Source organism: Vibrio sp. GJ43-1, from assembly GCF_055808835.1.
The window spans coordinates 406539-433407 of the sequence record NZ_CM147884.1; the positions used below are offsets into that span (position 1 = coordinate 406539).

Consider the following 26869-nt stretch of genomic DNA (forward strand, 5'->3'; position numbering starts at 1 on the left):
ACGAAAAAATGGACCACAGGACCACAGGACCACAGGACCACAGGACCACAGGACCACAGGACCACAGGACCATTTACCCTTTAACCGCTTAAACTCCGGAACCTATTCCCCAATGCAGAACCCAAAACCATCCCAAAACTCCGTTTCTTCCTCTTCCGACGAAATCGATCTAGGTAAACTATTCGGCATCCTCCTAGACGCCAAATGGCTCATCATCGTCACTACCTTCGTATTCACCTGCTTCGGTATCGCGTTTGCCTTGCTATCCACGCCTATCTACAAAGCCGATGCTTTAATTCAGGTCGAGCAAAAGAGTGGTGGCATGTCTTCCTTGCTAAGTGAAGGCTTAGGCGACATGTTTGCGCAGGAGTCTTCTGCCACCACAGAAATTGAGCTGATTAAATCGCGTATGGTATTAGGCCAAACGGTAGACAAGCTTAACTTAACTACTGTCGCTGAGCCTAAGTACTTGCCAGTGATCGGTAAGGGCCTAGCAAGGTTAACTGGTCAGCAAGCGTACATTGATGTGGGTCGTTTAGAGGTGTCGGAACGTTGGCACTATCTAGATGATCAAACACTATTGTTGGTACAAACCGATGATGACAATCAAGGCTTTGAGCTACGTGACGCGCAAGACAACGTATTACTAACGGGTAAAGCAGGCGCAATAGCGGAAGGCAATGGTTATCGCGTGTTTGTCACTTACTTAGAAGGTAAGCAAGGGCAAGAATATACTTTAGGGAAAAAGCCAAAAATTGATGCGATTACCGAGCTTCAGCAAGCACTTTCCATTTCTGAGCGTGGCAAACAAACCGGTATTTTGCAGCTGTCTCTTGAAGGGGAATACAAGCTTGTTATCGAGCGTATTGTTAATGATATTAGTCAAAACTACTTCTTACAAAATGTTGCACGCCAATCGGCAGAAGCTGAGAAAAGCTTAGAGTTTTTACAAGGCCACTTGCCGGATATTAAAACCAGCCTAACGGCAGCGGAAGACGTATTAAACCAATACCGTCAAGACAATGAGTCGGTCGATTTAGGGTTAGAAGCACAATCCACCCTAAAGGTAATGGTAGAGCTAGAAGCGCAGCTTAATGAGCTGACGTTTAAAGAAAGTGAAGTGAGCCAGCGCTTTACCAAAGATCACCCAGCGTATCGTTCGCTACTAGAAAAGCGTGAAACCCTGTTAGGGAAAGAGCGCGCCTAAACAAACAGATTCAAAAATTGCCAAAAACGCAACGTGCTGTATTACGTATGACGCGTGACGTAGAAGTAAACCAGCAAATTTATGTGCAGTTGCTTAATAAAGTGCAAGAGCTGCGCATTATGAAGGCGGGCACGGTAGGTAATGTACGCATTGTCGATTCCGCGCAATCACACACCCATGCAGTAAAACCAAAGAAACCGCTAATTGTGGTATTGGCTACGCTATTGGGCGGCATGCTAAGCGTGGCGTTTGTACTCGTAAAAGCGGCGTTCCATAAAGGTGTGGAATCGCCAGACGAGATTGAAGCGATTGGTCTTCCGGTATACGCCAGCGTGCCTAAGTCGGATATGCAGTTGCAGCTGACTCACCTTGCCAAACGCCACAAAGGCAAAGACAAGCTGCTAGCAGAAAGTAACCCTGCCGATCTATCCATTGAAGCACTGCGTGGCCTACGTACCAGCTTGCACTTTGCCATGATGGAAGCGAAAAACAATATTCTAATGATATCTGGCCCTGCGCCGGGCATTGGTAAATCTTTCATTTCCACTAACTTTGCTGCAGTCGCTGCAAAAACAGGCCAAAAAGTACTGCTGGTGGATGCGGATATGCGTAAAGGCTACTTACAAAAGCAATTTAACTTAAAGTGGGATGACGGCCTATCTGAACTGTTAAGTGGCAAGCTTACCACCGAGCAAGTCATTAAACCCACAGATATTGAAAACCTACACGTGATTACCCGTGGGCAAGTGCCACCCAACCCATCCGAGCTGTTAATGCACCCACGCTTTCAAGAGTTTGTGGAGTGGAGCTCAGCAAACTACGATTTAGTTATTATTGATACGCCGCTTGGTGCTTGCGGTCACCGACCCTAGTATTGTTGGCGCCTTAGCGGGCACAACCTTAATGGTGGCACGCTATGGCCAAAATACCTTAAAAGAGATTGAAGTGGCGCAAGGGCGCTTTGAGCAATCCGGTATTGAAGTGAAAGGCGTGATTTTTAATGCGATAGAGAAGAAGGCATCTAGTGGATATGGGTATGGGTATTATAACTATGCGTATACGAGTGATGAGAAATAATCGCAGGGATTTAGTTGCTAGCACTATCTTCCTCTTCGTGTTACATCGTCATCCTCGCGAACGGGAGGATCTCCCAAGGCGGATAGTGAACTAAATTGGGGTACCTATTGAGACGGTTTTAAGAAACATAGAAAAAATCTATGCTTTATAAGGGATTGCCCGCAATGGGCTGTCTCAAATGGGTAATAAGTGTCTCAGTTTGTGTAATAAAACTGAGACATTTTTGTGAGTAAGTGACTCGAAGAATTAAGAATTAAGAATTAAGAATTAAGAATTAATTATTTTAGGAATAAAAATGACATCCATGTTTGAAAATACCAAAGTAGCGATAATTGGCTTGGGTTATGTTGGCTTACCGCTTGCAGTAGAGTTTGGTAAAAAAATGCCAACATTAGGTTTCGATATCAACCAATCTCGCGTTGATGAGCTTAAAAGTGGTTCAGATTTTACGCTTGAATGCTCAGAAGAAGAACTTAAAGAAGCGGAGTTTCTTACATATACAGCAGACCTTAATGAACTCAGAGAAGCTAATGTTTACATTGTTACAGTACCGACGCCAATTGATGAACATAAGCAGCCTGATTTAACCCCATTGATCAAAGCATCAGAAGCTTTGGGTACGATTGTAAGTAAAGGCGATGTTCTCATTTATGAATCTACTGTATACCCTGGTGCTACCGAAGAGACGTGCCTACCTGTGGTAGAGCGAGTGTCAGGCTTAACGTTTAATAAAGACTTCTTTGCTGGTTACTCACCAGAGCGTATTAACCCAGGCGACAAAGAACACCGAGTGACGAATATCTTAAAAGTCACAAGTGGCTCGAATGATGAGATTGCGGAATTTGTTGATCAACTTTACAAAACTATCATCACTGCAGGCACTCATAAAGCTTCAAGTATCAAAGTAGCAGAAGCGGCGAAGGTAATAGAGAACACTCAACGTGATGTAAATATTGCATTGATTAATGAACTTTCAATTATCTTCAATAAGCTAAATATCGATACCTTAGAAGTATTAGAGGCTGCAGGCACTAAGTGGAACTTCTTACCGTTCCGTCCTGGTTTAGTGGGCGGTCACTGTATTGGTGTTGATCCTTACTATCTGACACATAAAGCACAAACTGTTGGTTATCATCCTGAGATGATATTAGCAGGTCGGCGTTTAAATGATGGGATGGGACAGTATGTCGTGTCTGAGCTAATTAAAAAAATGCTTAAGAAGCGTATTCACGTTGAAGGAGCTAACGTATTAGTAATGGGCTTAACCTTTAAAGAGAACTGCCCAGATCTGCGAAATACTAAAGTGGTTGATATTGTTTGCGAGTTAAAAGAATACAATATTAATGTCGATATCACAGATCCTTGGTGCTCTAATGAAGAAGCGCAGCATGAATATGGCTTAACGTTAACACAACAGCTGAATCAGAATTACTACGATGCCATTATTCTAGCGGTCGGTCACAATGAATTTAAAGAGCTGGGTGCTGAAGAGATCCGCAAGCTAGGTAAAATTGAGCATGTTCTTTATGACTTAAAATATGTGTTAGACAAAAGCGCAGTGGATATGCGTTTGTAGGCGGTAAGTCGATATTATTAGCGTTATTTTAATAACGCTAATAAGTTTTAAATTAGCTATTGGTATAAATATGTCTCGTTTTGATGAAATAAAAAAAGAATTACTCAGTGCACCTAAAACGTGGCTGGTAACAGGGGTTGCAGGATTTATAGGCTCAAACCTGTTAGAAACGTTATTAAAGCTTAATCAAAAAGTAATAGGATTAGACAACTTTGCAACAGGCCATCAATATAACCTTGACGAAGTGAAAGGTTTAGTCGCTTCTGAACAATGGAAGAACTTTAGTTTTATTGAAGGAGATATTAGAAACTATGACGATTGTGAACAAGCAGTTTCGAACGTGGACTATGTTTTACATCAAGCCGCGCTAGGCTCAGTACCGCGCTCTATCGCAGATCCAGTTGTGACAAATTCAGCTAATATCACCGGGTTTTTAAACATGTTGCAAGCTGCAAAAGAAGCGGGAGTGAAAAGCTTTACCTACGCTGCTTCAAGCTCTACTTATGGCGATCATCCTGCATTGCCTAAAGTGGAAGAAAATATCGGTAACCCGTTGTCACCTTATGCAGTAACTAAGTATGTTAACGAATTATATGCAGATGTATTTAACCGTACTTATGGTTTTAAAGTGATTGGATTACGTTACTTTAATGTATTTGGTAAGCGCCAAGATCCAAACGGTGCTTATGCTGCAGTTATCCCTCGTTGGACTGCAGACCTGATAAATGATGATGAGGTATTTATCAATGGTGATGGTGAAACAAGCCGTGATTTTTGTTTTATCGAAAACACAGTGCAAATGAACATTTTAGCTGCAACTGCGAGTGATGAAGCGAAAGCCCAAGTTTATAACGTAGCTGTAGGTGATAGAACAACACTTAATGCGTTATATGGCAGTATCCAAAATTCGCTTGCAAAGAATGGAGTTGATAACCAAAACAAACCCACTTATCGCGATTTCAGGGCAGGGGATGTACGTCATTCTCAAGCCGATATCAGTAAAGCAAAAAACAACTTAGGTTATGAGCCTGGCTTTAATATTCAACAAGGTATAGATAAGGCGATGCCTTGGTATATTGATTCATTAATTAATATGACTAAGCTGACAGGAGTGCCTCTATTCACTGATTATGCTTTATCATATTTTCTAGAAACGGAATTTTTATGAGCATGTCGCTTCTCGGAAGCTTAAAGTGGAGTGCAATAGGTGTAATATCTAGATATTTTCTTCAAACCTCTGCAATATTAATTCTATCTAGATTACTAGCTCCCGATGAGTTTGGGCAATTCGCGGCTCTTATGATTGTGATATCTCTAGCGTTAATTGTAAGTCAATTAGGCATGGGGCAACTAATCGGCTCTTGTAATAAGGAGGAAATAGACAAGAAATTTCCACAAAGTCTAATTATCGGGTTGTCTATTTCCTCTTTTATAGCATCCTTTATTTACATTTTTAGTGAAGAAATTGCAAGTTTTCTCAATGTAAATAATCATCATTTACTAGAGACTTTATTATGTTCAATAGTTATAAGATCGATTTATACCCCCTTTGAAGGCCTATTGATTTATCACCATAGATTTGATTGGATCGCAAGGATTGATTTTATTTCATATTTTTTAGGTTATTTTATTGTAAGCGTTGTGTTTTCATATCTTGGCTTTGGAAGCTACGCCTTAGTGTTTGCAAATATATTTCAAGCCTTTATGTCTTTATTGATTATTATACCTATGTACCTCAAACTTCAATTTAAGTGCAATCTTAATTTCTCTTATCATGAACTGATAGTTACTTTAAAAAGAGCAGGGGTAATATCTTATGGCCAATTATTAAGTGGTTTGACATCTCAAGTTGATAACTTTTTTACAAATAAGTATTTAGGTGTTTCTAGTTTGGGGGTTTATACCCGAGCATATCAACTAATGGTTGTACCTTGTAATTTTACTGGTCAAATTATTAATAGGGTAATAATCGGTAGGTTTTCAAATACTACAGATAATTATGAAAAAGTAATAAAATACAGCTTGTTTATAATTTTCTTTGTGTCAACTTTGGTTTCTTGTGTAATACTCACATTTGGCAATAATTTGATTGTAATACTGTTAGGTGAAGGATGGTCAGCAGTGCTTACACCATTACTAGTATTAAGCTTTTCAATTTTCCCTCGGATGATATATAAAATCACCGAGCCGATATTAATTGCGAATAAATGTGAAGGTAAGCTAGCTGTTGGCCTTAAATTATACCTTGTTAGTATGTGTTTATTGTGTTTTTTACTAAAAGATTTTGGACTTGTGGGTATTAGCTTTGCTGTTTTGTTGTCGACATATCTTTATGGAGCTGCTTCATTGCGAAATATAGTGAAATTATTCCCTATGCTAGCAACAAGTGCAATTATTTCTCTAGCTTCAAGTGTCTTAATGTCAATGTTGATTTGGTGGTTAAGATGAGAGTAATTCAGTTTTCAGTGCTCATGTCTATTGTTTTAATCTTAACTTTATATGCACTGATTTGTAGCGAACCTTATGTTTTTTTAGTGATATCTATAGGTCTTAGTTTTACGTTTATACTTAGAAGTAAATTCGATATTACGAACCCAGACTTTTGGTATGTTATAGCAATAAATGCCTATCATTTAAGTATATTTGCACTTGATTATATAGGCTATAGGGTTGTCGATAATAAATTAGAATTAGCATTTGTTAATTTATTATCATTGCTGGGGTATTTTCTTGCTTCAGCTATCTTTATGAGAAATAAAAATTCAAATGATGAGTTTAAGGATACTATCAATATTTCTCATGGTGTGGTTAGGTTTTTTTAATTGTAGTATTTGCTCTAACATTATTGATACCTTTAAGTTTTTTGACTTCAGGTGCTACAAATAAAGCTGAATTTGATAACCAATTCGGTTCAATATATTCAATATTTAACTTTGTTTTTATTTTGTATTTATTACAAAGAGATGAAAGTAAGCTAATATCATTCACTATCGTACTCCCTGTTATATATCTTTTTCTTTCTAGTTTGTTATTAGGGGAAAGAAATGTATTTTTCTCATTTATGTTACTTATTATATTCTTTGCTTTTAGGCGTTTGAACGTAAATAAAGTTCATTTGTTTAGTGCTTGTGTTTTATTGATGGCATTAATTCCTATACTGGGTCAGTTCAAGAACTATTTTACTAGAGCTGATTTTGATGTGGGGACTAAAGAACCTATGTATATTTCTTTGTTAAATGGAGAGTTTAGAAGCGCAGGTTATAATATAAATTACATTTTAAGTGAAAACGTTGAATTGAAGTATGGTTATAGTTTAATAAATGACATTGTTCGTAGTGTAGTCCCTAGAAGAATATACTCAGTAGAAAATAGTGTTAGTTGGTATAACAATACATACCACCCACAAATAGTAGCGCAAGGGAGGGGTACGGTTTTTCATTGGCTGCTGAAGGGTATGTTAATTTTGGTTTTCTTGGTGTTTTTATTTGGTTTTTTATTGCGGGTTTTTTTGTGATTAGTTTATATAATAAGTCTTATAAAAGCAATTTTTATTTGGCTGTATACCTGATTATGCTTCCTATTTTTATATATGCAATAAGAGGGGATTTTTCTACGATTATGTCCCCAGCATTTAAACAAATAATCCTGCCGTACTTATTTATTTATTTATTTTGTAATTTGTTAAGGAGGGTCTAATTGAATCTAATTGTAATTAGTGAGCCTGAATTGATTTTTGGTCAAGGAACAAGAAATAACGCACTAAATGAGATTCTTTCATTTTATCTTGAGCATAATAAATCGGTCACTTATCTTTCTGCTTGTGATTCGTTACAAGAATTTAATGTCAATGGTGTCGACTACCTTTCATTATCAAGTTATTCAAAAAATAGTCGGTTTATATTTAATGATTTTTTTCATATTCGTAAAAAATTCAAGTCAATCATAGATAAACATGAAGATGTACATGTACAGTTTCGTTTGCCTTCAATATATACAATGCAAATATACTTTATCGTTAGAAGTTTAATTCCAAAGAGTAACATTAGCTTTTATATAGCAGGAAATTGGCAAGAAAGCTTAAAGTTTAATTATCCTGATAAATTGTATTTAAGCCAAGTTTTGCCAGTATTTCAAAAGCAGATTATCAAAGCCGGAACATGTGTATTTACCGGGAATACCTTACTAAACCAAAATATAAATTTTGTAAAAAGGGCTTTTGCATTTTATTCAACAACACATGCTAGAAAAGATGTCCCTAACAGCATAACCGATAAAGGGGATCGTACCAGCATCTGTTTTATTGGGCGACTTGAAAAGCTTAAGAACTTTGATTTTTTTATCAAACTAGCACAATCTGAAAAAATCAATAAAAAGTATATTTTTCACGTTCTCGGCGATGGACCCGAGGCTCAAGTTGTTAAAGATATTTTAGTTAATGATGGGATATCAAATGTAATATTACACGGGCATGTAGGTGATCGGCTTGAATTCGATCAGATAATTTCAAATTGTAAGTACTTTGTTTTACCTAGTTATACTGAAGGTACATCAAAAGCACTGCCAGAAATGATGTGTCGCTCAACTATTCCTATTGCATTTAAAAATGTTGGTTCAAATAACGATATTTTAGATAAAAGTAATGGCTTTCTTACTCAGGTGTAAATGATTTAGACTCCGTTGTTGAATTTATTAATGATGTAGATACTGACCAAGAGAAATATCTGAAGCTACTTCAAGGGGTAACGATTACGCCCAAAAATATGCAATTGAAAATCAACTTAAGAGCATGTTCGAGTTCTTATATGCTAAGAATGAAGTTTAAAATGAAACTGTTATATTTTCTGCAAATACATCTTGGTATTTATATAATTTTAGGCGTTCAACAATTCAAGCTGTTCTCAATCTAGGCTATAAGGTTGTATGTTTTTCTCCTGAGGACGATTACTCCGAAGAATTGAAAAATATTGGATGTGTTTGGGAGCCTTTGCGCATGAATAATAAATCTACAAATCCAGCGCTGGATTTTTTAGTTGTAGTTCAATTCGTAATGGTTTTTTTGAAGTATCGGCCTGATTGTTGTTTTAATTTTACGATTAAAAACAACATTTATGGCACTTGGGCTGCGAAATTAATTGGTGTAAAAGCTATTAATAATATTTCTGGGCTAGGTACGGCCTTTATTCATGATAACTTAACCTCAAAAATAGTTAAGTTTTTATACAAAGTAAGCCAACCTTATGCAAAGGCTGTATTTTGCCAAAATCCTGATGACTATAAAACCTTGTTAACACACCAATTAGTCTCTAAAGATAAACTTCGGTTGTTACCTGGTTCAGGGGTTAATATTGAATTATTTAACCCTAGCTTACGTAAAGAAAAGAGCAACACATTTAACTTTTTATTTGTTGGGCGTATGTTAAGAGATAAAGGTATGATGGAACTCATCGGTGCTTTTAATCTAATCGACCAAACGCTATATCCATGCACTTTAACTTTATGTGGTTTTGCTTCTTCTGACAATGTCTCGGCTATTTCTGAAGATACCATTCATGGATGGGAAGTTAATCCTAATATCAGATGGATAGGTTCAAGTAATAATATGCCTTCTGTTTATGCTGATGCAGACTGTGTTGTCTTACCTTCGTATAGAGAAGGGATGCCCAGAAGCTTACTAGAAGCAGGAGCGATGGGAATACCCTCAATAACAACAGATGTACCTGGTTGCAGAAATGTGATCACGCACAAATATAATGGTTTGATTTGTTGTGTTAAAAATCCTAGCGATTTACATCAGTCAATGGTCTCAATGCTTAAACTTACTATTGATGAACGTACTCAAATTTCGAATAATGCTAGAGACCATGTAGTTGAATACTACAATGAAAGTATTGTTATCAATGAAGCTGTTCTAGCTATTAAACTTTAATCTCTGATAGGAATGTTATGAATATATATTATTCTTCGCTTTATTACTTGAATGATTTTTCTAGTGGGGCCAATAAGAGGTTTGATGAAATTGGCAAACGGCTATTAAGTGAATATAATACTAATTTTAAGTGTATTGTGACGATTGATAATCGGCCAGTTTGGTGCCCCTCAGAACATTGCATTTTTATTAAATGCTATTCTAATAAAGCTCAGCGGATTATTTCATGGCTTGACCTCTCTTTTAAGCTAGCTCGCTTACCTAAAGGGGTGTTTATTAGTGATTTTATGCCCACGCCTTTGTTTCTGCATAGGCACTATCATTTCCAAACCATTTATGACTTAAGAAACTTTGATGGTTTTGGTCGAGGAGGTCTTGGGATGTTGACTGAATTTTTTCAAAAACGGCAATTATCAAATGCTGATAAAGTAATAACGATAAGCGAATACACATCTTCAGCTATTCAGAATTATTGTTCAATCGAAAGCAATGATATCATAGTATCTTATTGTGGAGTTGAGGATAAAAAAATTGATAATGTTGGGGTGCGAGATATTGACATACTTTATGTCTCTACTTTTGAAGAGCGAAAGAATCATAGGAACCTAATTGAAGCCATAGAGCTTTTTGATGAAGCCTTAAATATTGTTTTTGTAGGCTCAGATAACGGCCTTAAAGAAGAGATTGTTAATTTATCTTTGTCACTTCAGGATAAGGGACATAGCGTCCTGTTTTTGGAGCAAATATCAGATAAAGAGCTCTGCGATAACTATTGTAGAGCTAAAGTGTTTTGTTTTCCCTCTTTCTACGAAGGGTTTGGTATGCCTTTAGTTGAAGCATATCAATTTGGATGTAATGTGGTTTGTTCTGATATCGATGTATTTAAAGAGGTTACTTTAAATAAAGCAATATACTTTGACCCGAATAATCCGGATGATATTAAGAATAAGTTGCAGACTGCACTCAAAAAAAATATCGTACCATCTATTAGTCGAATAAAAGAAATAGTTGATTTTTACTCTTGGGATCGTATATTTACTAATATGAATGGTTTGATCAATCATAGCATAGAGAAAAAAGATTGATATTGGCAAGTGTCGTACTTCGCAGTTGAGTTCGGGAGAGTTAACTATATGCATAATAGTTAGCTAATATTAAAAGAATAGAATGGTTAAATAAATAATTATAGGAATGGAAATGAATAAAGTAGCAGTAGTTACAGGTGTGACAGGCCAAGATGGTGCATATTTAGTTGAATTGTTGCTGGGTAAGGGTTATAAAGTCTATGGTGCATTTAGAAGAACAAGTAGCGTAAATTTCTGGCGACTTGAAGAAATGAATTTACTTGGACATGAACGTTTCGAGCTTGTGGAGTTTGACCTTACTGATTTGTCAAACAGTATTCGTTTGATTGAAAAATGTCAGCCTGACGAAGTATATAATTTGGCAGCACAAAGTTTTGTTGGTGTATCATTCGAACAACCAGTAACTACTGGTGAAATAACTGGTATTGGTGTCGTTAATCTACTTGAAGCAATAAGAATTGTAGATTCATCGATTAAATTTTATCAAGCTTCTACATCTGAAATGTTTGGTAAAGTTCAGGAAGTTCCTCAAAAAGAATCAACTCCTTTCTACCCTCGAAGCCCTTATGGTGTTGCTAAGTTATATGCACACTGGATGGTTATTAACTATCGTGAGTCATATGGTATTTTTGCTACTAGTGGTATACTTTTTAACCATGAATCACCGCTTCGGGGTAAAGAATTTGTAACCCGAAAAATTACTGATTCGGTAGCAAAAATAAAGCTAGGTAAGTTAGATGTATTAGAGCTGGGTAATATTGATGCCAAACGAGACTGGGGGTTTGCTAAAGATTATGTCGAAGGGATGTGGCGTATGTTACAAGCTGAAAAACCTGAAACTTATGTTTTAGCAACGAATAGAACAGAAACTGTAAGGGATTTTGTGACAATGTCATTCAAGGCTGTAGGTATTAATCTTGAGTGGACTGGTAAAGATGAACGTGAAGTTGCTACAGATATCTTAACGAATAAAGTGGTTGTTAGGATAAATCCGAAGTTTTATAGACCAGCAGAGGTTGAACTTCTTATTGGTGATCCTAGTAAAGCGATTGAAGAGTTAAATTGGAAGCCTCAAACTAATTTAGAGCAATTATGTGAAATGATGGTAAAAGCAGACTTAGCGCGTAATGAAGCTGGTTTTTCATTCTAATGGTAAATAAAAAAGTTTTAGTCACGGGCAGTTCAAGTTTTACTGGGGCTTATGTATTAAAAGAACTTGAACTGAATGGTTTTTCATTTATTGATTCTGCAGATAGTAAAGTTGATTTGCGTAACCTTGATAGTGTCGTTGAGATGATTGAAAGGGTTAAGCCTGACTATGTCATTCATTTGGCTGCGCTCTCATATGTTGGTCACGATAACTTAAATGAAATATATGAGACTAACTTACTTGGCACAGTGAACTTGCTTCGTGCACTAGATGAATCGCAACTGAAGTTACGTAAGGTAGTATTAGCAAGCTCTGCAAATATATATGGTAATGTTGTCGGAAAAATTAGTGAAACTCAGGCTCCCTTACCTGTAAATCACTATGGTATATCGAAATTTGCGATGGAGATGGCTGCAATGCAATGGGTAAATAAACTACCCATTACGATCTGTCGGCCTTTTAATTACACCTAGTGTTGGCCAAGCAGACCATTTCTTAGTTCCTAAAATAGTTAAGCACTTTCAAGAGAAAAAAGAGTTTATAGAGCTAGGAAACATAGATGTATATCGAGATTTCTCTGATGTGAGAGATATCGCTAAGTGGTATGTCAAGCTACTTAGCTCAAATTCTGATAGCGTTGTGGTCAATTTTTGTTCTGGAAAATTGACCTCTTTACGAGATATTGTGAGTGAGTTAAATACGTTGGCTGGTTATCATATTGAAGTGAAAGTTAATCCTGAGTTTGTAAGGCAAAATGAAATTATAAAGTTATGTGGTAATAATAAACGATTACAAAAAATTATTGATAATAATGATCACAAGTCTATCAGAGAGACGCTTTCTTGGATGTATCATAATTTTTGATTGATTTTTTTCTTTCGCAGTTAACTATATTTGGATAAGTAATGATTCTACCTATAATTATGGCTGGAGGCACTGGTTCTCGCTTGTGGCCGCTTTCTCGTGAACTTTACCCTAAGCAGTTTTTAACATTATCCGGTGAACAGTCGATGTTGCAACAAACCTTTGCTCGTTTGCAAGGGCTTGATCACCAGCCACCCTTGTTAATCTGTAATGAAGAGCATCGCTTTATTGCAGCAGAGCAAACGCGCTTAGGTGGCTTCGAGCATTCTGGAATTATTTTAGAGCCTGTTGGCCGTAATACTGCCCCTGCTATTGCTCTTGCCGCACTTCAAGCTTTAAAACACGTTGAAGGTTCAGATATTGAGCCAATACTATTAGTGCTTGCAGCTGATCACTTGATTGAAAATCAAATGGCATTTCAGCTTTCAGTGAAGCAGGCCTTAGCTCATGCAGAAGCTGGCCAGTTAGTCACTTTTGGTATTGTACCGACTGCCGCTGAAACTGGGTATGGTTATATTAAGCGCGGAGCGTTGCAGAGTAATACAGCGTTTAAAGTTGATAGCTTTGTAGAAAAGCCCGACTTAAGCACTGCTCAAGCGTATTTAGATTCGGGGGAATATTACTGGAATAGTGGTATGTTTATGTTTAAAGCTTCTCAATATATTGAAGAGTTGAGAGCGCATAACCCAGCTATACTAGAAGCTTGTGAAAAATCCATGAGTGTAACCCAAGCTGATTTAGACTTTGTACGTTTCGATAAAGACGCGTTTGAAGCTTGTCCATCTGATTCTATTGATTATGCGGTGATGGAACCTGTTTGCTCAGCTAATGGTTCAGGTAACCTTGTTGTAGTTCCTATGGATGCGGGTTGGAGCGATGTAGGGTCTTGGTCTGCATTATGGGATGTATCTGAAAAAGACAGCAATAATAATGCTCATAAAGGCGATGTGATTGCGGTTAAATCGACGAATAACTACGTACATTCTGAAAACAAGCTTATAGCAACTGTAAGCGTCGATAATTTAGTGATTGTTGAAACTAAAGACGCCATTTTGGTCGCTGATAAATCACAAGTTCAGGATGTCAAAGCCATTGTGCAGCAACTAAAAGACACAGAGCGTTCGGAATATAAGATTCATCGTGAAGTTTATCGCCCTTGGGGTAAATATGATTCGATTGATTTTGGTGCTCGCGACCAAGTGAAACGCATTACGGTAAATCCGGGTCAAAAACTTTCGATTCAAAAACACTTTCATCGTAGTGAGCACTGGATTGTTGTTGCTTAGTACCGCAAGTGTGACCAATGGCGATGAGGTGGTTTTGGTGACAGAAGATCAATCAACTTACATTCCTTTAGGGACAATTCATGCTCTAGAGAACCCAGGTAAGATCCCATTAGAAATGATTGAAGTGCAAACGGGCTCATACCTTGGTGAGGACGATATTGTCCGCTTTGAAGACAGATATGGTCGTATTTAAGGGGCCGAATTATAGTCGCTCGTTTTAAGGTGCCTATAATCACCTATAGTTATTCAGTATTTCACAATATGTGTAGATTTTACTTATGTTAATTAGCTCGAAAGTAATTAAAGAATCCGGTATTCAATTTGGCACCAGTGGTGCGCGTGGTTTGGTAGAGCAGTTCACTGCTGATGCCTGCGCTGCTTTTACTCATGCATTTATGCAGTGTATGCAAGGGCAGTTTCAATTTAAAACCGTTGCACTTGCCATTGATAATCGCCCGAGTAGCCCTGAGATGGCAAAAGCTTGCGCTAAAGCCTTAGAGCAGCTAGGCCTTGAAGCGGTTTATTATGGCGTGGTTCCCACACCAGCGCTTGCCTATGTGGCCATGCAAGACAATATCCCTTGTATTATGATTACTGCAAGCAGTCATATTCCTTTCGACCGCAACGGTCTTAAGTTTTATCGCCCTGATGGTGAGATCAGTAAAGCGGATGAGCAAGCGATCTTAAACGCAGAGGCATCATTTTCTGCAATTAGTGATTTACCTGAATTGGTGGTCAGCCAACGTGCAGCAACGGACTATATTGCTCGTTACACGGAGTTATTTGAGCCGTCATTGTTAAGCGGGAAACGTATTGGTATTTATGAACACTCAAGTGCTGGTCGCGATTTATATGCGCCGCTATTTACCAGCCTTGGCGCCGAAGTGGTGTCACTAGAGCGTAGTGATGAATTTGTCCCGATTGATACTGAAGCGGTAGCTGAGGCGGATAAACTCAAAGCACTGAATTGGTCTAAGCAATATCAATTAGATGCGATTTTCTCGACAGATGGGGATGGTGACCGTCCGCTTGTGGCTGATGAGAACGGAGAGTGGTTGCGCGGTGATATTCTTGGTCTGTTATGTTCAAGTGCAATGAACATTGAAGCACTAGCCATTCCTGTTAGTTGTAATACTGTGGTTGAGAGTATAAAAGCGTTTAAACATGTCGAGCGTACAAAGATTGGCTCGCCTTATGTGATTGCTGAATTTACGTCGCTCGCAAAGACTTATACATCTGTTGCTTGGCTTTGAAGCTAATGGTGGCTATTTACTTGGTAGCGATGTCCAAGTAAATGGAAAAACACTAAAAGCACTGCCAACGCGGGACGCCGTGTTACCAGCACTAATGCTGCTTGCTACTGCGGGTAACGATAGTATTTCTCCACTGGTAGGTGCCTTACCTCAACGAGTCACTGCCAGTGACCGCATTCAAAACTTCGCCACGGAAAAAAGCCTGCAAATTTTAGCTGACGGCCAGACTAATCCAGAGCTATTACTCGCTAAGCTTGGTTTTGAAAATGCAGTGATTGAACATCTAGATATGACTGATGGCTTACGCTTAACTCTTGATAATGGTGATATTATTCACCTTCGCCCTTCTGGTAATGCGCCTGAGTTACGTTGCTATGCGGAATCTACGTCTATCACGAGCGCGACACAGTATGTTGATAAGGTTTTAGCAGAAATACAGTCCATCTAAACGATAGTAATACAAAATATACAGGACACCCATGTATTTGACGCCCTCTCAATCCCCAACTAGGCTTACTTTATCTGTTTAGATTTTGTTCACCTTGGTGGTTAGGATGACGCAAGCTCGCTCAACTCAAGTTTCCCTTCAAGACACGGCGCACTATCACTGTATTTCACGGTGTGTGCGCCGTGCTTTTTTGTGCGGCGAAGATGCTTACTCAGGAAAAAGCTTTGAGCATCGCTGAGCTTTGGCTGGTAGAACGCATGCGTTTGCTAAGCCAGGTGTTTGCCATTGATGTGTGTGCGTATGCCATTATGTCCAATCACTATCATTTAGTGCTGCATGTGAATACGGCTTCGGCAGAGTCTTGGAGCCATCAAGAGGTCGCACAGCGGTGGACAACGTTATACAAGGCGCCTTTGTTGGTCAGTCGCTGGCTGGGTGATGAGTTAACGTCCAAAGCTGAAATCAACAAAATACTGGCGCTTATTGACGAATGGCGTGAGCGCTTAACCGATATCTCTTGGTTTATGCGCAATATTAACGAGTTTGTCGCTCGCGAAGCCAATAAAGAAGAAGGGTGTAAAGGCCGCTTCTGGGAAGGGCGCTTTAAGTCTCAGGCGTTGTTGGATGAAAAAGCACTGCTAAGCTGCATGGCTTATGTGGACTTAAGCCCCGTTCGAGCGGATATGGCGCAATCACTTGAAGAATCTGAATTTACTTCCATTTATGAGCGTATTCATTCGGTGGCCTGCAAAGGCGATGAGGGAAAAGGTGAGGTTGCCTCTTTACCTACTAAAGGGCTCTCTGGCTTTTTAGGGAATGAGCGAGAAATGCAACCCTCGGTGTTTTCCAAGATAGGTGGTATTGAGTTCTCTTTGTTGGATTATTTAGCGCTAGTAGAAGCATTAGGCCAAGCGGTGCGGCCAAACAAGCGTGGTTATATTCCGCCATGTAATAATACGATTCTTGAACGGTTAAATATGAGTGCTGATGAATGGCTAACACTGTCTGCAAGCTTCGGAGGGAAGTTTCGTTGTGCCGTGGGAACAACCAAAGAACTAGAAAACTATGCATTGCATACAAACCGAGCCTGGGTGGCAGGAAAGTGTTCAATGATGTCTAGTTAGCAATTTAAATCAAGTCAGTAGAAAATTGAATAATATGAATGTCCCAAACTCTATCAGGCAGCGCTGGCGCACCCGCGCTATTCATTAATCAGTAAGCTATGTCTAGCTTGTGTTCTTGTTGCCATTGTTTACTTATCACTTACCCCAAATAATGCTGCACTCATTATTGCGTTTGATGGGGCAGATAAAATCAAGCATGCCTTTGCCTATTTTGTATTAGGAGTGACCGCTTCTTTCGCGTTGCCAAAGCGCTACTATGTTCTGGCGCTAATCGGCTTTTGGTCGATGAGTGGTGTGATTGAGATTTTGCAAGGGATGCAACCAACAAGAACGGCTTCTGTTTACGATTTAGTGGCCAACACCGTTGGGCTAACGTTCGCTTATGTGACAGTAAAAGCTTTTAGCAAAACGTAAGATAACTAGTTTGATGTCTGTCATTCATAGCGATGATCGTTAATTCAAGTCAAATCATTAACATCTAAAAAGCGAGTAGAGGAGAATATCCTTTACTCGCTTTTTTCGTTTATTCCGCTTGCTCGCTGACAAAATTTACAGGAATAGGGCGGATGCGGGGCTGTTAATTTTCCGCCAGCGACGGTTCATCAGCCTTTCCCAGCTTTTTTCTAATAAAGCGGGTGACCTTAAAGATGTGTGATAGGCACAGTGCGTAGGCAATAAAGCACACAATAAAGCCGTAGAACATAATCGGCTCTGGGATTTGCGCCATTTCACCATAAATACCAAAGCCAGTGAGTAGCGAAGCTAGGCTACAGATGGCCAGCAAGGTCTGACGTGAGCTTAACCCTAAGCGTTGGCAGATATGGTGCAAGTGCTCACGGTCTGGCTTGAAGGGTGAGTCGCCACGGCGCACGCGTCGAATCATAATTGCTGCCATATCCATTAATGGTAAGGCAATAAGCCAAAGGGCCGTCACAGGGCGCATGATGGTACCCGTTTCGCCTTGGCTGCTGCTAAGCAGTAACCAAATCACGGTAAAACCAATCATCATACTGCCAGCGTCGCCCATAAAGACTTTACGCTCGCGTCCAAGTAAGCCTAAGTTCATGCCAATGTAAGGAATCGCGGCCACAATGAAAATAAGGCACAGTAAACCCAATTCATGATGGCTTTCCTGATACAGTAAAAAAGCCAACGCGCTAAAGGAAACAATCGCCAGCCCACCTAACAGTCCATCAATGCCATCGACCATGTTAAAGGCGTTAATCGCACCAATGACACCAAGTACCGTGATAAGTACCGCAAAGCCACCCAACTCTGTGTGGCCTAAACCAAACATATTACCGAGTGTGTGCAGCTCTAAATCGGCAAAGTGCATCATGGCTAATGACAGTAGTGCTTGGCACAGCATGCGGGCTTTAAAGCTGATGTCGTATTTGTCATCCAGTGCGCCTAATACGGTAAGCGCACAAATAGAGAGAAGAAACAGTGGCGCATGCTCTATGGGCACGTTAAACAGTAATACCGTTAATGTCACTGTGGTGCAAATGGCGATCCCCCCAACGAGAGGCACGACCCCTTGATGGTGCTTGCGGGCGTTGGGCTTGTCGACTAAGCCAACCATTTTGGCCAGCCTACGTGCGAAGAAGAGCGTGATAAACGCGGTGATGAAAACGAAGCCGAGAGTTGAAATCATGTTAGCCACTGAGTTATAAGGTTTTAGTTGTTTTAGTTGTTTTAGTTGTTTTAGTTGTTTTAGTTGTCAGTGTTATCTGACGCGAAAAATTGTACAGTATTTGTGGGATAATATGAAGCGAAACACGTATTTACGACTGTTAGATATCTCGCATAATGATACATGATACATGATGCAGTCAGATATGACCTTTAGTGCACGAGTGAGCGTAGCTATGTTTAGCTATATTTAGCTTAGGTATGCTGATCTTCGCGATGTTGAGATTAGGTGTCTTACATCAGATGAAGAAGTGGTTTATTGCGCTTCGTTTTACAGCTCGCTTTCATAGCTTGGAGCATGGGTTTTTCTGCGCATAAGCCGGATAAATGCCGTGATTCTGAAGATTTTGCTGAGTAACCAGTAATACACAGCGAAGCTTATAATAAATAGATAGAACATGGTGCTTTCCGCCGCTCCTGCAAGTTCGTGCGGTAATGCCAACCAAAGCAAAGCTGGCAGCTACGATGGAAATTAACACCAGGGTTTGACGTGAGCTCAAGCCGATACGTTGGAAAATATGGTGAAGGTGCCCTCTATCAGGGGTCATTGGAGATCGTCCTTTTTTTATGCGCCGACACATAATGGCCACCATATCCATAAGGGGAACAGCAATAAGCCACAATGCCGCGACCGGACGAATACTCAGTTCTGTTGGATTATTTTGAGGGACATAGTAAGCCCAGGTGGCACTATTACTTGCGTTAGCAATCGAATGAGCATTAGAGGAAGGTTGCGTTAACGTAAACAGTAACCAAATCACCACAAAACCGATCACCATACTGCCCGCATCGCCCATAAAGATGCGATAGCGCGTCCCAAATAATCCTAAGTTCAGAGCGAGATACGGCAGCAGTGCGGCAATAAAGAGCAAGCAAAGCTGTAGATGAGCAAGGTTATTTTCTAGATAAAACAAAATCCCCAAGCTAGTAAAGGTAATGATGGCCAGCGAACCCAGTAAGCCATCAATACCATCCACCATATTAAAGGCGTTAATGGCGCCGATGACGGCAATGATGGTCATGGGTATTGCCAGTAATTCAAATTCAACATAGCCGAGACCAAAGGCATTACCGAAGGTGAGTAACTGAATGTCGGCGAGCATGGCCACGCCAGCGGCTAGACTGGCTTGTACCAATAACCGAGCACGGCAAGACAAATCAAAACGGTCGTCCAGCACACCCATAAGTAAAAGCACAAGCATAGTGATGATTAACAAGGCCTGGTGCGGAATAATATTAGGAGAAAAAAGTAGGACTAGGCTGATTACTACGCCCATGGAAAGGCCGCCAATCAGTGGGACTTGTCCCTGGTGGCGTTTACGGTTTGTGGGGCTGTCGACTAAGCCAACAGCAGGGGCGAGTTTGTGATTGAAAAATAGCACTAAAAACGTGCCAATGAAGACGCAGGTGATTTGCCAAGCCATAATTGAACCAACTTCCGTGTTAAGTCTATTATTTTATTGCTTATTTTATTGCTTATTTTATTGCTTAATTTATTGCTATCTGGGGCCCTTGCTCTTCACATGGCTACCCGTCGATAAAGGCAGCATTTTTGCTACAGGTTAAGGTGCAGTCACTCGCAGACGAGACGAGTAAAAAGCTTTGATAATTTATGTTTAGGTTTTTTAGATATTATCGTTTGCCATGACAGATAGAGATTAAAGAATAATTGATATTTTTAGAGTTACAAGTGGGGGGGAACGGTAGACTGGTACGTAATATTGCACTAACTATCTAGAACACAAGCAGTAAGTGTCGTTTTTTTATGCATTGGCTTGGTTATGAAAAAGTGACTTGATGTTTAATAGTGGGATCTATGTCGATAATTGTCGGAGTAAGTTAAGTGCGTTCAACTCTCCCCTCTACACGTTCCCCTTCAAGACAAGGCGTACTACCTCGGCATGTCACGGTGCGTACACCGTTGTCCGCTCACTCTTTATGTGAGTCATTGTAACGCCACCTTCTCGAGTGCTCCTTCACTCGCAAATATTGACTAGCTTCGCGCTAATGCCCGGTTTTTTCCTATGCTCTCTAGATGTTTAGACTAGGTGTTTAGAGCAGAGCTTTAGAGCAATAGGAAGCGACATGTTATTCATTACCAACCGAATTCCCATCCAATCAGCGCGTTCTAGAAAGCACCGTCCCATTTCGTTTAATGCGCAAAATACCGATATCTCTAAATGGCTTTATTTCTGTGAGCGGCGTGGGAAGGGGGAATATGTGGAAATCTTATCAAGCGCGTTATTCGCTAGGCTGAAAGCGCTCCCTGCCCACACTCAGATCCTATTTTACTTGCATGGCTTTAATAACAACATGGAGCCAGAAGTCTTTGAGCGCAGCGCCAAGTTGCAAGCATTATTAGACGCGCAGCAACCAGGTTTGGCATTCGTCGTGCCGATCATTTGGCCCTGCGATGATGACCATGTTGTCGCGATTGCAGACGATTATTGGGACGACCAAAAAGCCGCCGAGCACTCTGGCGTGGCGTTTGCGCGGTTATTGTATAAGTTTGATCGGTGGCGTCGGGAAGCCAGCCAGCAGCAATTTCCGTGTTTAAGGCGAATGAATGTACTGGCGCATTCCATGGGAAATCGGGTGTTGAAAAGTGCCATGACATCGTGGGTGAATGATGAGCGGCTTGGTGGCATGCCCCAGCTGTTTAGAAATGTCTTTATGGTGGCAGCCGATGTGGAAAATCATTGTTTAGAAGAGGGGCAAGATGGTCGTCATATTATTGATTCGGCGAAAAACGTGCTGGTGTTTTATGCCAGTGATGATTTGGCGATGTCGGCGTCTAAAGTGGCGAACTTAAGGCACATGACGGCGTCTCAGCTAGGTTAGGAATGACAGGCCCTGAGCGGTTAAGTGCGCTGCCAAAAAACGTGTGCGAGTTTGACTGTGACGGCTTTAATCAACGCTTTGATTACCCCGCGGGGCATAGCTACTTCTTAACGGACAGCAAGGGCAATGTCAGCCCTATTATTTCAAGTATGGTCAGTGCGATGAAAAACGGGTATGTGGAAGGGGAACGAAGCCTGCGGCTAGATGTGACAGAGCCAGAGCTAGAACCAGTAACCGCGGGTCAGTCATCATAAGGTGATAGACAATGTCATAAAGAAGGAGAAGGAATGAGACAGGCGAGCAAATTTGTCACGCTGACGGATCAAGTATGTGTGACGCATCATGGTGGTAAGTCGTCGGTCACAGGCTCTTGCCATGAGTTAACGATAAATGGGCACTCACTGCTGATTGATTGTGGCTTATTTCAAGGTTGCGACGCGGCGAATCGCTCGCTCGATATTGAGTTTAATATCGGCCATATTCAGGCGTTAGTGCTTACTCACGCCCACATTGATCACATAGGCTGGCTACTACCTTGGTTAGTGGCGGCGGGCTTTCAAGGTCCGATTTATTGCACGCACGCGACGGCGCACTTAGTGCCGTTGATGCTAGATGATGGCTTAAAGCTGCAATTAGGCTTAACACGCCAGCAACGAGTGCGCATTCTAGAGCGAATTAAACGCCAGCTACGGCCAGTGGATTATGCGACCTGGGTGCCGGATAAAGCTCGGCGACAAGGCTACTTTACCTACCTGCGTTTTAGCCCAGCAGGGCACATTTTAGGGAGTGCGTACGTGGAAATAAAGCTGCCTAACCATGAAATAGCGGTATTTTCCGGCGATCTTGGCCCGAAAAACACGCCATTATTGCCCGATCCTCAGCCGCCAAAACGCGCCGATTATCTGTTTATTGAAAGTACCTATGGCAACAAACAGCATGAAAGTGTGCAAGCGCGAAGTGAGCGACTACTTACGGTTATCACCAAGAGTCTACAAAACGGTGGAACCATTATTATTCCGGCATTTAGCGTAGGACGAACCCAAGAATTGCTGTATGACATTGAGTCATTACTGCATCAACGGCAGTTATCTCAGTCATTGCCAATCATCATTGATTCCCCAATGGCAGCAAAAATTACCACGGCGTATCGACAGTATCGAAAATTGTGGACGAGCGAGGCGAAGAATAAGCGCAATGTTGGTCGTTATCCGCTTAATTTTAGTCAGTGCGTGGTGATAGATAACCATAAAGCGCACCGAGCCTTAGTGAATCGCCTTGCGTCTACGGGTGAGCCCGCGATAGTGATTGCTGCGTCGGGCATGTGCATGGGTGGGCGCGTGATGGATTATCTGCAAGCACTGCTGCCCGATGCTCGAACGGATGTGATTTTTACTGGCTACCAAGCCAAAGGAACAGTCGGCCGATCATTACAAGAAGACGTGAATTCGGTGTGGATAGATAACGTGAAAGTGGCCGTGCAAGCCAGTATTCACACGATGTCTGGGTATTCGGCGCACGCTGATCAGCGTGATTTGCTGGACTTTATTATCGGCGGTAAAAGCCACTTAAAGCAGCTGCATCTCATTCATGGTGAAACGCAGGGTAAAGCCGCGCTGGTGGCGCATATTACGCCGCATTTAGCGCCTTCAACACGCGTCTTTTGCTAACGTCTGATGGATGACTTTTTGAAGACGTTGCATGGAACTTGGCTATCAGCGATCAGACGATTGAAATGACGCTCGGTACTCTTGGTTGAAATTTAATTAGTACTCAAACTATTATTGCGCCTTTAATGTCAGCGCTGTGTCATGGCGTGGCGGCTTGTTCCCTGATTGCGGTATTGTTTAAAAGGATAATAATGAAAGGCTAAGGATGATTCTTGGATTAAACTCCTTTTAATCAATGCTTTAATATGATGTTAATGCAAAATAATATCTTGTGTGGATAAGGTTTATGCAGTGGAAGTGAATGATGCACCTTGATTATTAAAGGTAAATTACTTAGAGTACTAACCGTTTATTATGATGGCGACACCTTAAAAGGACAAACAATATGGATCCCATACTGGAAGTTAAGGGACTGTACAAAGTGTTTGGAGAAGACACTGACCGCGCATTTTCAATGATCAACGAAGGTGCCGACAAAGACGAAGTATTCGAAAAAACGGGCTTAACCATTGGGGTTAACGACGTTTCTCTCAGCATTAATGAAGGCGAGATTTTTGTTATCATGGGGCTGTCTGGCTCTGGAAAATCGACGCTCGTGCGCCTGCTTAACCGACTCATCGAACCCACTCGTGGCAACGTGCTACTTAAGGGCAAAGACATTGCCCACATCTCTGAAGATGAACTTCGCCAAGTGCGCCGCAACAATATCTCTATGGTGTTTCAAAACTTTGCCCTCATGCCTCACATGACGGTGATTGAAAACGCGGCCTTCGGTTTAGAGCTGGCGGGCATTGAATTAGAAAAACGTCATGAAAGTGCACTGAGTGCGTTAGAGCGCGTTGGCTTAGGCGCTTACCCAGAATCGTATCCAGATGAGTTGTCGGGTGGCATGAAACAGCGTGTCGGTCTGGCCAGAGCGCTGGCGTGTGATCCTGATATCTTACTCATGGATGAAGCCTTTTCCGCGTTAGATCCGTTGATTCGTACCGAAATGCAAGATGAGCTGATTCGTCTGCAAAATGACGACAAGCGCACCATTGTGTTTATTTCTCATGACTTGGATGAAGCCATGCGTATTGGTGATCGTATTGCCATTATGCAGCATGGTGAGGTGGTGCAAGTGGGCACACCGGATGAGATTCTAAATAACCCAGCCAATGATTATGTGGAAGCCTTTTTCCGAGGCGTCAATGTGGCTAGCGTACTGACTGCTAAAGACATTGCTCGTAAAAAGCCTGCCGCAGTATTTAAAAAATCTGAACACGACGGTCCGGCGTCGGCTTTGCAAATCCTTATGGATAACGATAGGGATTACGGCATCGTTGTAGAAAAGACCAGCCACTATTCTGGCATTGTGTCTGTTGACTCGTTGCGCCTAGCGCACAAAGAAAACCGTACGTTAGTGAGCGCTCAGCTGGAGACAGGGTTAACCCTTAAGCCGAATCAACCCATTAACGATATTTTGGGTGCAGTCGCGAGCGTGCCGTATTCCGTCCCTGTGGTGGATGAAAACGGCCACTACTTTGGGGTTGTGACCAAATCACGACTGCTTCAGACGTTAGATAAGGGATAAATCATGTCATCAGAAACAAGCAACGATCCGTGGTCACAGCCTGCCAGTCAGCCTGCTGCGGATCCTTGGGGTCAAACGGCGGAGTCTCCGGCAGCGAATGACTGGTTAAGCAGTGAAACGGTGGAAGAAACCGCCTTTGATATCTTGAACCCTTTTGAAGAGGCGGTACTTCCCGTCGATAACTGGGTTGAATCTGGTTTAAATTGGTTAGTGGAACATGGCCGTCCGGTGTTTCAAGCCATTCGCGTGCCGATCGACTTTATTCTTAGTTCATTTGAAACGGCATTAGTGTCTACACCTGCGCCGTTCATGCTGGTGCTATTGTTTTTATTAGCGTGGCAATTTTCTAACTTAAGGTTAGGCCTGGCGACGGCGGTGTCGTTTACCTTTATTGGCTTAATTGGTGCTTGGTCTCAGGCAATGGTGACACTCTCGCTGGTCATGACGTCGGTATTTTTCTGCCTGCTCATTGGCTTGCCCTTAGGGATTTGGTTAGCGCGGAGTGATACCGCGGCTAAGTTTGTACGCCCTATCTTGGACGCGATGCAAACGACCCCTGCCTTTGTTTATCTGGTGCCTATTGTCATGCTGTTTGGCATCGGTAACGTACCGGGTGTGGTCGTGACCATTATTTTTGCGCTGCCACCTGTGGTTCGTTTGACGATTTTAGGTATTCAACAAGTGCCGGAAGAGCTCATCGAAGCGGGTCACTCGTTTGGTGCCAGCAAGAAACAGATGCTTTATCGAATTCAGCTGCCACTCGCGTTGCCAACAATAATGGCAGGCGTGAATCAAACCTTAATGCTGTCGCTGTCTATGGTGGTGATTGCCTCCATGATTGCGGTGGGGGGGTTAGGTCAAATGGTATTACGCGGCATTGGCCGTTTAGATATGGGCTTAGCCGCGGTGGGTGGCCTTGGCATTGTTATTTTAGCGATTTTACTCGACCGCATCACTCAAGTGCTAGGGGTGAATGCAGGCAATACCAAGTTGCGTTGGTATCACACCGGGCAAGCATCGATTGTGTTGAACTTGTTTGCTCAGAAACGTACTCAAAAAACTGAAATTTTGGAGAAATAAAGAAATGAAGACTTCATGGAAGAAAAGCTTAGCGGTTGGCGTTGTGTCTGCCTTAGCAGTATCAAGCAACGTTTGGGCTGAAAAGCTACCGGGCGAGGGCGTAACGGTGCAACCGGTACAATCGACAGTAGCCGAAGAGACGTTTCAAACCCTAATTGTTAACCGTGCGCTTGAAGCGCTGGGTTACGATGTAAAAGACACCAAAGAAGTCGACTACAACGTGGGTTACACCTCGATTGCTAAAGGCGATGCGACGTTTCTAGCGGTGGGTTGGTTCCCGCTTCATGGCGATAAGTACACCAAAGCGGGGGGCGATGAAAAGTTCTACCGTAAAGGCCAGTACATCAGTGGTGCGGCGCAAGGCTACCTCATTGATAAAAAGACCGCCGAGCAATACGGCATTACCAATATTGGTCAGCTAAACGATCCTAAAATTGCTAAGTTATTTGATGCAGACGGTGACGGCAAAGCAGACCTAACGGGTTGTAACCCAGGTTGGGGCTGTGAAATGGTGATTGAAGAGCAGCTAACGGCGTTTAAATTGCGCGATACCGTGAGCCACAATCAAGGTAACTATGCGGCGATCATCGCTGATACCATTTCACGTTATAAGAATGGCGAGCCCGTGCTTTACTTTACGTGGACACCGTATTGGGTCAGTGGTGTATTAGTACCAAATAAAGATGTGGTGTGGCTAGAGGTCCCATTCTCGGCATTACCGGGTGAGCGTAAGGGTGTGGATACCACCTTACCAAATGGCAAAAACTACGGTTTTGAAATGAACGCGATGAACATTATCGCGAATAAAGCGTTTGCTGAGCAAAACCCAGCAGCGGCTAAGCTTTTTGAAATCATTAAACTTAACATCAATGACGTGAGCGCGCAGAATATGATGATGAGTAACGGTAAAAACAGCACCGCAGATATTGAATCGCACGTGAATGGCTGGATTAAAGCCAACCAAGCTCAATTTGATGCATGGGTAGCGGAAGCGAAAAAAGCGGCGCTGTAGTGTCCGAT

22 protein-coding genes and 3 pseudogenes are annotated in these 26869 nt (G+C 41.5%); 23 read left to right on the forward strand and 2 right to left on the reverse strand.

Annotation, left to right across the window (positions count from 1 at the left end):
• Positions 1-112 precede the first annotated feature (112 nt).
• The 17 genes and pseudogenes from AC0L66_RS02030 to AC0L66_RS02110 all read left to right on the forward strand — a co-directional run bounded on the left by AC0L66_RS02030 (position 113) and on the right by AC0L66_RS02110 (position 17410).
• Positions 113-2284: pseudogene (locus AC0L66_RS02030) on the forward strand (polysaccharide biosynthesis tyrosine autokinase).
• Positions 2285-2579: 295 nt separating this feature from the next.
• Complete coding sequence (gene tviB, locus AC0L66_RS02035) at positions 2580-3860, forward strand: Vi polysaccharide biosynthesis UDP-N-acetylglucosamine C-6 dehydrogenase TviB (RefSeq protein ID WP_473568224.1); 1281 nt, start codon at positions 2580-2582, stop codon at positions 3858-3860.
• Positions 3861-3930: 70 nt separating this feature from the next.
• Complete coding sequence (locus tag AC0L66_RS02040) at positions 3931-5028, forward strand: NAD-dependent epimerase/dehydratase family protein (RefSeq protein WP_473568226.1); 1098 nt, start codon at positions 3931-3933, stop codon at positions 5026-5028.
• The gene (locus AC0L66_RS02045) at positions 5025-6308 is read left to right on the forward strand and encodes an oligosaccharide flippase family protein (protein ID WP_473568228.1); all 1284 of its coding nucleotides are present in this window, start codon (positions 5025-5027) and stop codon (positions 6306-6308) included. The genes AC0L66_RS02040 and AC0L66_RS02045 overlap by 4 nt, the downstream gene beginning before the upstream one ends.
• Entirely contained in the window at positions 6305-6682 is a 378-nt protein-coding gene (locus AC0L66_RS02050; RefSeq protein ID WP_473568230.1) for a hypothetical protein, read from the forward strand. Before AC0L66_RS02045 ends, AC0L66_RS02050 begins: the two co-directional genes overlap by 4 nt.
• A gap of 41 nt (positions 6683-6723) precedes the next feature.
• Positions 6724-7374 (forward strand): hypothetical protein, encoded by a 651-nt coding sequence (locus AC0L66_RS02055; protein ID WP_473569295.1) that lies wholly within the window; start codon positions 6724-6726, stop codon positions 7372-7374.
• Positions 7299-7556, forward strand: a complete 258-nt coding sequence (gene wzy / locus AC0L66_RS02060; RefSeq protein ID WP_473568232.1) for an O-antigen polysaccharide polymerase Wzy — start codon at positions 7299-7301, stop codon at positions 7554-7556. Before AC0L66_RS02055 ends, wzy begins: the two co-directional genes overlap by 76 nt.
• A complete protein-coding gene (locus AC0L66_RS02065; protein ID WP_473568233.1) occupies positions 7557-8522 on the forward strand; it encodes a glycosyltransferase in 966 nt (321 codons plus the stop codon).
• Positions 8523-8694: 172 nt separating this feature from the next.
• Positions 8695-9786, forward strand: a complete 1092-nt coding sequence (locus AC0L66_RS02070; RefSeq protein ID WP_473569171.1) for a glycosyltransferase family 4 protein — start codon at positions 8695-8697, stop codon at positions 9784-9786.
• A gap of 17 nt (positions 9787-9803) precedes the next feature.
• Positions 9804-10871, forward strand: coding sequence for a glycosyltransferase family 4 protein (locus AC0L66_RS02075; RefSeq protein WP_473568235.1), 1068 nt, complete (start codon positions 9804-9806; stop codon positions 10869-10871).
• A gap of 112 nt (positions 10872-10983) precedes the next feature.
• Positions 10984-12021, forward strand: a complete 1038-nt coding sequence (gmd, locus tag AC0L66_RS02080; protein WP_473568236.1) for a GDP-mannose 4,6-dehydratase — start codon at positions 10984-10986, stop codon at positions 12019-12021.
• Positions 12021-12494, forward strand: a complete 474-nt coding sequence (locus AC0L66_RS02085; protein WP_473568237.1) for an NAD-dependent epimerase/dehydratase family protein — start codon at positions 12021-12023, stop codon at positions 12492-12494. The genes gmd and AC0L66_RS02085 overlap by 1 nt, the downstream gene beginning before the upstream one ends.
• A 67-nt stretch (positions 12495-12561) precedes the next feature.
• Positions 12562-12885 carry a hypothetical protein gene (locus AC0L66_RS02090; protein WP_473569172.1) on the forward strand — a complete coding sequence of 108 codons (324 nt, stop codon included), beginning with the start codon at positions 12562-12564 and terminating at the stop codon, positions 12883-12885.
• A 41-nt stretch (positions 12886-12926) separates the two neighbouring features.
• Positions 12927-14364 (forward strand): annotated as a pseudogene (locus tag AC0L66_RS02095) (mannose-1-phosphate guanylyltransferase/mannose-6-phosphate isomerase).
• Positions 14365-14449: 85 nt separating this feature from the next.
• Positions 14450-15872, forward strand: a pseudogene (locus tag AC0L66_RS02100) (phosphomannomutase).
• A 224-nt stretch (positions 15873-16096) separates the two neighbouring features.
• Entirely contained in the window at positions 16097-16996 is a 900-nt protein-coding gene (locus AC0L66_RS02105; RefSeq protein ID WP_473568239.1) for a transposase, read from the forward strand.
• Positions 16997-17185: 189 nt separating this feature from the next.
• A complete protein-coding gene (locus AC0L66_RS02110) occupies positions 17186-17410 on the forward strand; it encodes a VanZ family protein (protein ID WP_473569173.1) in 225 nt (74 codons plus the stop codon).
• A 163-nt stretch (positions 17411-17573) separates the two neighbouring features.
• Here AC0L66_RS02110 and wecA read toward each other — a convergent pair whose 3' ends face one another.
• Both wecA and AC0L66_RS02120 read right to left on the reverse strand, forming a co-directional pair.
• On the reverse strand, positions 17574-18650 hold the full coding sequence (gene wecA / locus AC0L66_RS02115; RefSeq protein WP_473568240.1) for a UDP-N-acetylglucosamine--undecaprenyl-phosphate N-acetylglucosaminephosphotransferase: 1077 nt from the start codon (positions 18648-18650) through the stop codon (positions 17574-17576).
• A gap of 322 nt (positions 18651-18972) precedes the next feature.
• Positions 18973-20112: a UDP-N-acetylglucosamine--undecaprenyl-phosphate N-acetylglucosaminephosphotransferase gene (locus tag AC0L66_RS02120; RefSeq protein WP_473568241.1), complete on the reverse strand. Its 1140-nt coding sequence runs from the start codon at positions 20110-20112 to the stop codon at positions 18973-18975.
• 661 nt (positions 20113-20773) lie between these two features.
• On the opposite strand from AC0L66_RS02120, the gene AC0L66_RS02125 reads away from it, so the two are divergent.
• The 6 genes from AC0L66_RS02125 to proX all read left to right on the forward strand — a co-directional run bounded on the left by AC0L66_RS02125 (position 20774) and on the right by proX (position 26861).
• Positions 20774-21529, forward strand: a complete 756-nt coding sequence (locus AC0L66_RS02125) for an alpha/beta hydrolase (protein WP_473568243.1) — start codon at positions 20774-20776, stop codon at positions 21527-21529.
• Positions 21530-21531: 2 nt separating this feature from the next.
• Positions 21532-21783 carry a hypothetical protein gene (locus AC0L66_RS02130; protein ID WP_473568245.1) on the forward strand — a complete coding sequence of 84 codons (252 nt, stop codon included), beginning with the start codon at positions 21532-21534 and terminating at the stop codon, positions 21781-21783.
• A 33-nt stretch (positions 21784-21816) separates the two neighbouring features.
• Positions 21817-23196: an MBL fold metallo-hydrolase RNA specificity domain-containing protein gene (locus AC0L66_RS02135; RefSeq protein ID WP_473568247.1), complete on the forward strand. Its 1380-nt coding sequence runs from the start codon at positions 21817-21819 to the stop codon at positions 23194-23196.
• A gap of 385 nt (positions 23197-23581) precedes the next feature.
• The gene (gene proV, locus AC0L66_RS02140) at positions 23582-24769 is read left to right on the forward strand and encodes a glycine betaine/L-proline ABC transporter ATP-binding protein ProV (RefSeq protein WP_265676714.1); all 1188 of its coding nucleotides are present in this window, start codon (positions 23582-23584) and stop codon (positions 24767-24769) included.
• Between the two features lie 3 nt (positions 24770-24772).
• The gene (gene proW / locus AC0L66_RS02145) at positions 24773-25849 is read left to right on the forward strand and encodes a glycine betaine/L-proline ABC transporter permease ProW (protein ID WP_473568248.1); all 1077 of its coding nucleotides are present in this window, start codon (positions 24773-24775) and stop codon (positions 25847-25849) included.
• A 4-nt stretch (positions 25850-25853) separates the two neighbouring features.
• Entirely contained in the window at positions 25854-26861 is a 1008-nt protein-coding gene (proX, locus tag AC0L66_RS02150) for a glycine betaine/L-proline ABC transporter substrate-binding protein ProX (RefSeq protein WP_473568250.1), read from the forward strand.
• Positions 26862-26869: the final 8 nt, after the last annotated feature.

Coding starts and splice junctions, on each gene's coding strand:
- AC0L66_RS02075 (WP_473568235.1), top strand. CDS start 9,804: ATGAATATATATTATTCTTCGCTTTATTACTTGAATGATTTTTCTAGT.
- AC0L66_RS02040 (WP_473568226.1), top strand. CDS start 3,931: ATGTCTCGTTTTGATGAAATAAAAAAAGAATTACTCAGTGCACCTAAA.
- AC0L66_RS02120 (WP_473568241.1), bottom strand. CDS start 20,112: ATGGCTTGGCAAATCACCTGCGTCTTCATTGGCACGTTTTTAGTGCTA.
- AC0L66_RS02130 (WP_473568245.1), top strand. CDS start 21,532: ATGACAGGCCCTGAGCGGTTAAGTGCGCTGCCAAAAAACGTGTGCGAG.
- AC0L66_RS02125 (WP_473568243.1), top strand. CDS start 20,774: ATGTTATTCATTACCAACCGAATTCCCATCCAATCAGCGCGTTCTAGA.
- gmd (WP_473568236.1), top strand. CDS start 10,984: ATGAATAAAGTAGCAGTAGTTACAGGTGTGACAGGCCAAGATGGTGCA.
- AC0L66_RS02085 (WP_473568237.1), top strand. CDS start 12,021: ATGGTAAATAAAAAAGTTTTAGTCACGGGCAGTTCAAGTTTTACTGGG.
- wecA (WP_473568240.1), bottom strand. CDS start 18,650: ATGATTTCAACTCTCGGCTTCGTTTTCATCACCGCGTTTATCACGCTC.
- AC0L66_RS02135 (WP_473568247.1), top strand. CDS start 21,817: ATGAGACAGGCGAGCAAATTTGTCACGCTGACGGATCAAGTATGTGTG.
- proV (WP_265676714.1), top strand. CDS start 23,582: ATGGATCCCATACTGGAAGTTAAGGGACTGTACAAAGTGTTTGGAGAA.
- proX (WP_473568250.1), top strand. CDS start 25,854: ATGAAGACTTCATGGAAGAAAAGCTTAGCGGTTGGCGTTGTGTCTGCC.
- proW (WP_473568248.1), top strand. CDS start 24,773: ATGTCATCAGAAACAAGCAACGATCCGTGGTCACAGCCTGCCAGTCAG.
- AC0L66_RS02050 (WP_473568230.1), top strand. CDS start 6,305: ATGAGAGTAATTCAGTTTTCAGTGCTCATGTCTATTGTTTTAATCTTA.
- AC0L66_RS02045 (WP_473568228.1), top strand. CDS start 5,025: ATGAGCATGTCGCTTCTCGGAAGCTTAAAGTGGAGTGCAATAGGTGTA.
- tviB (WP_473568224.1), top strand. CDS start 2,580: ATGACATCCATGTTTGAAAATACCAAAGTAGCGATAATTGGCTTGGGT.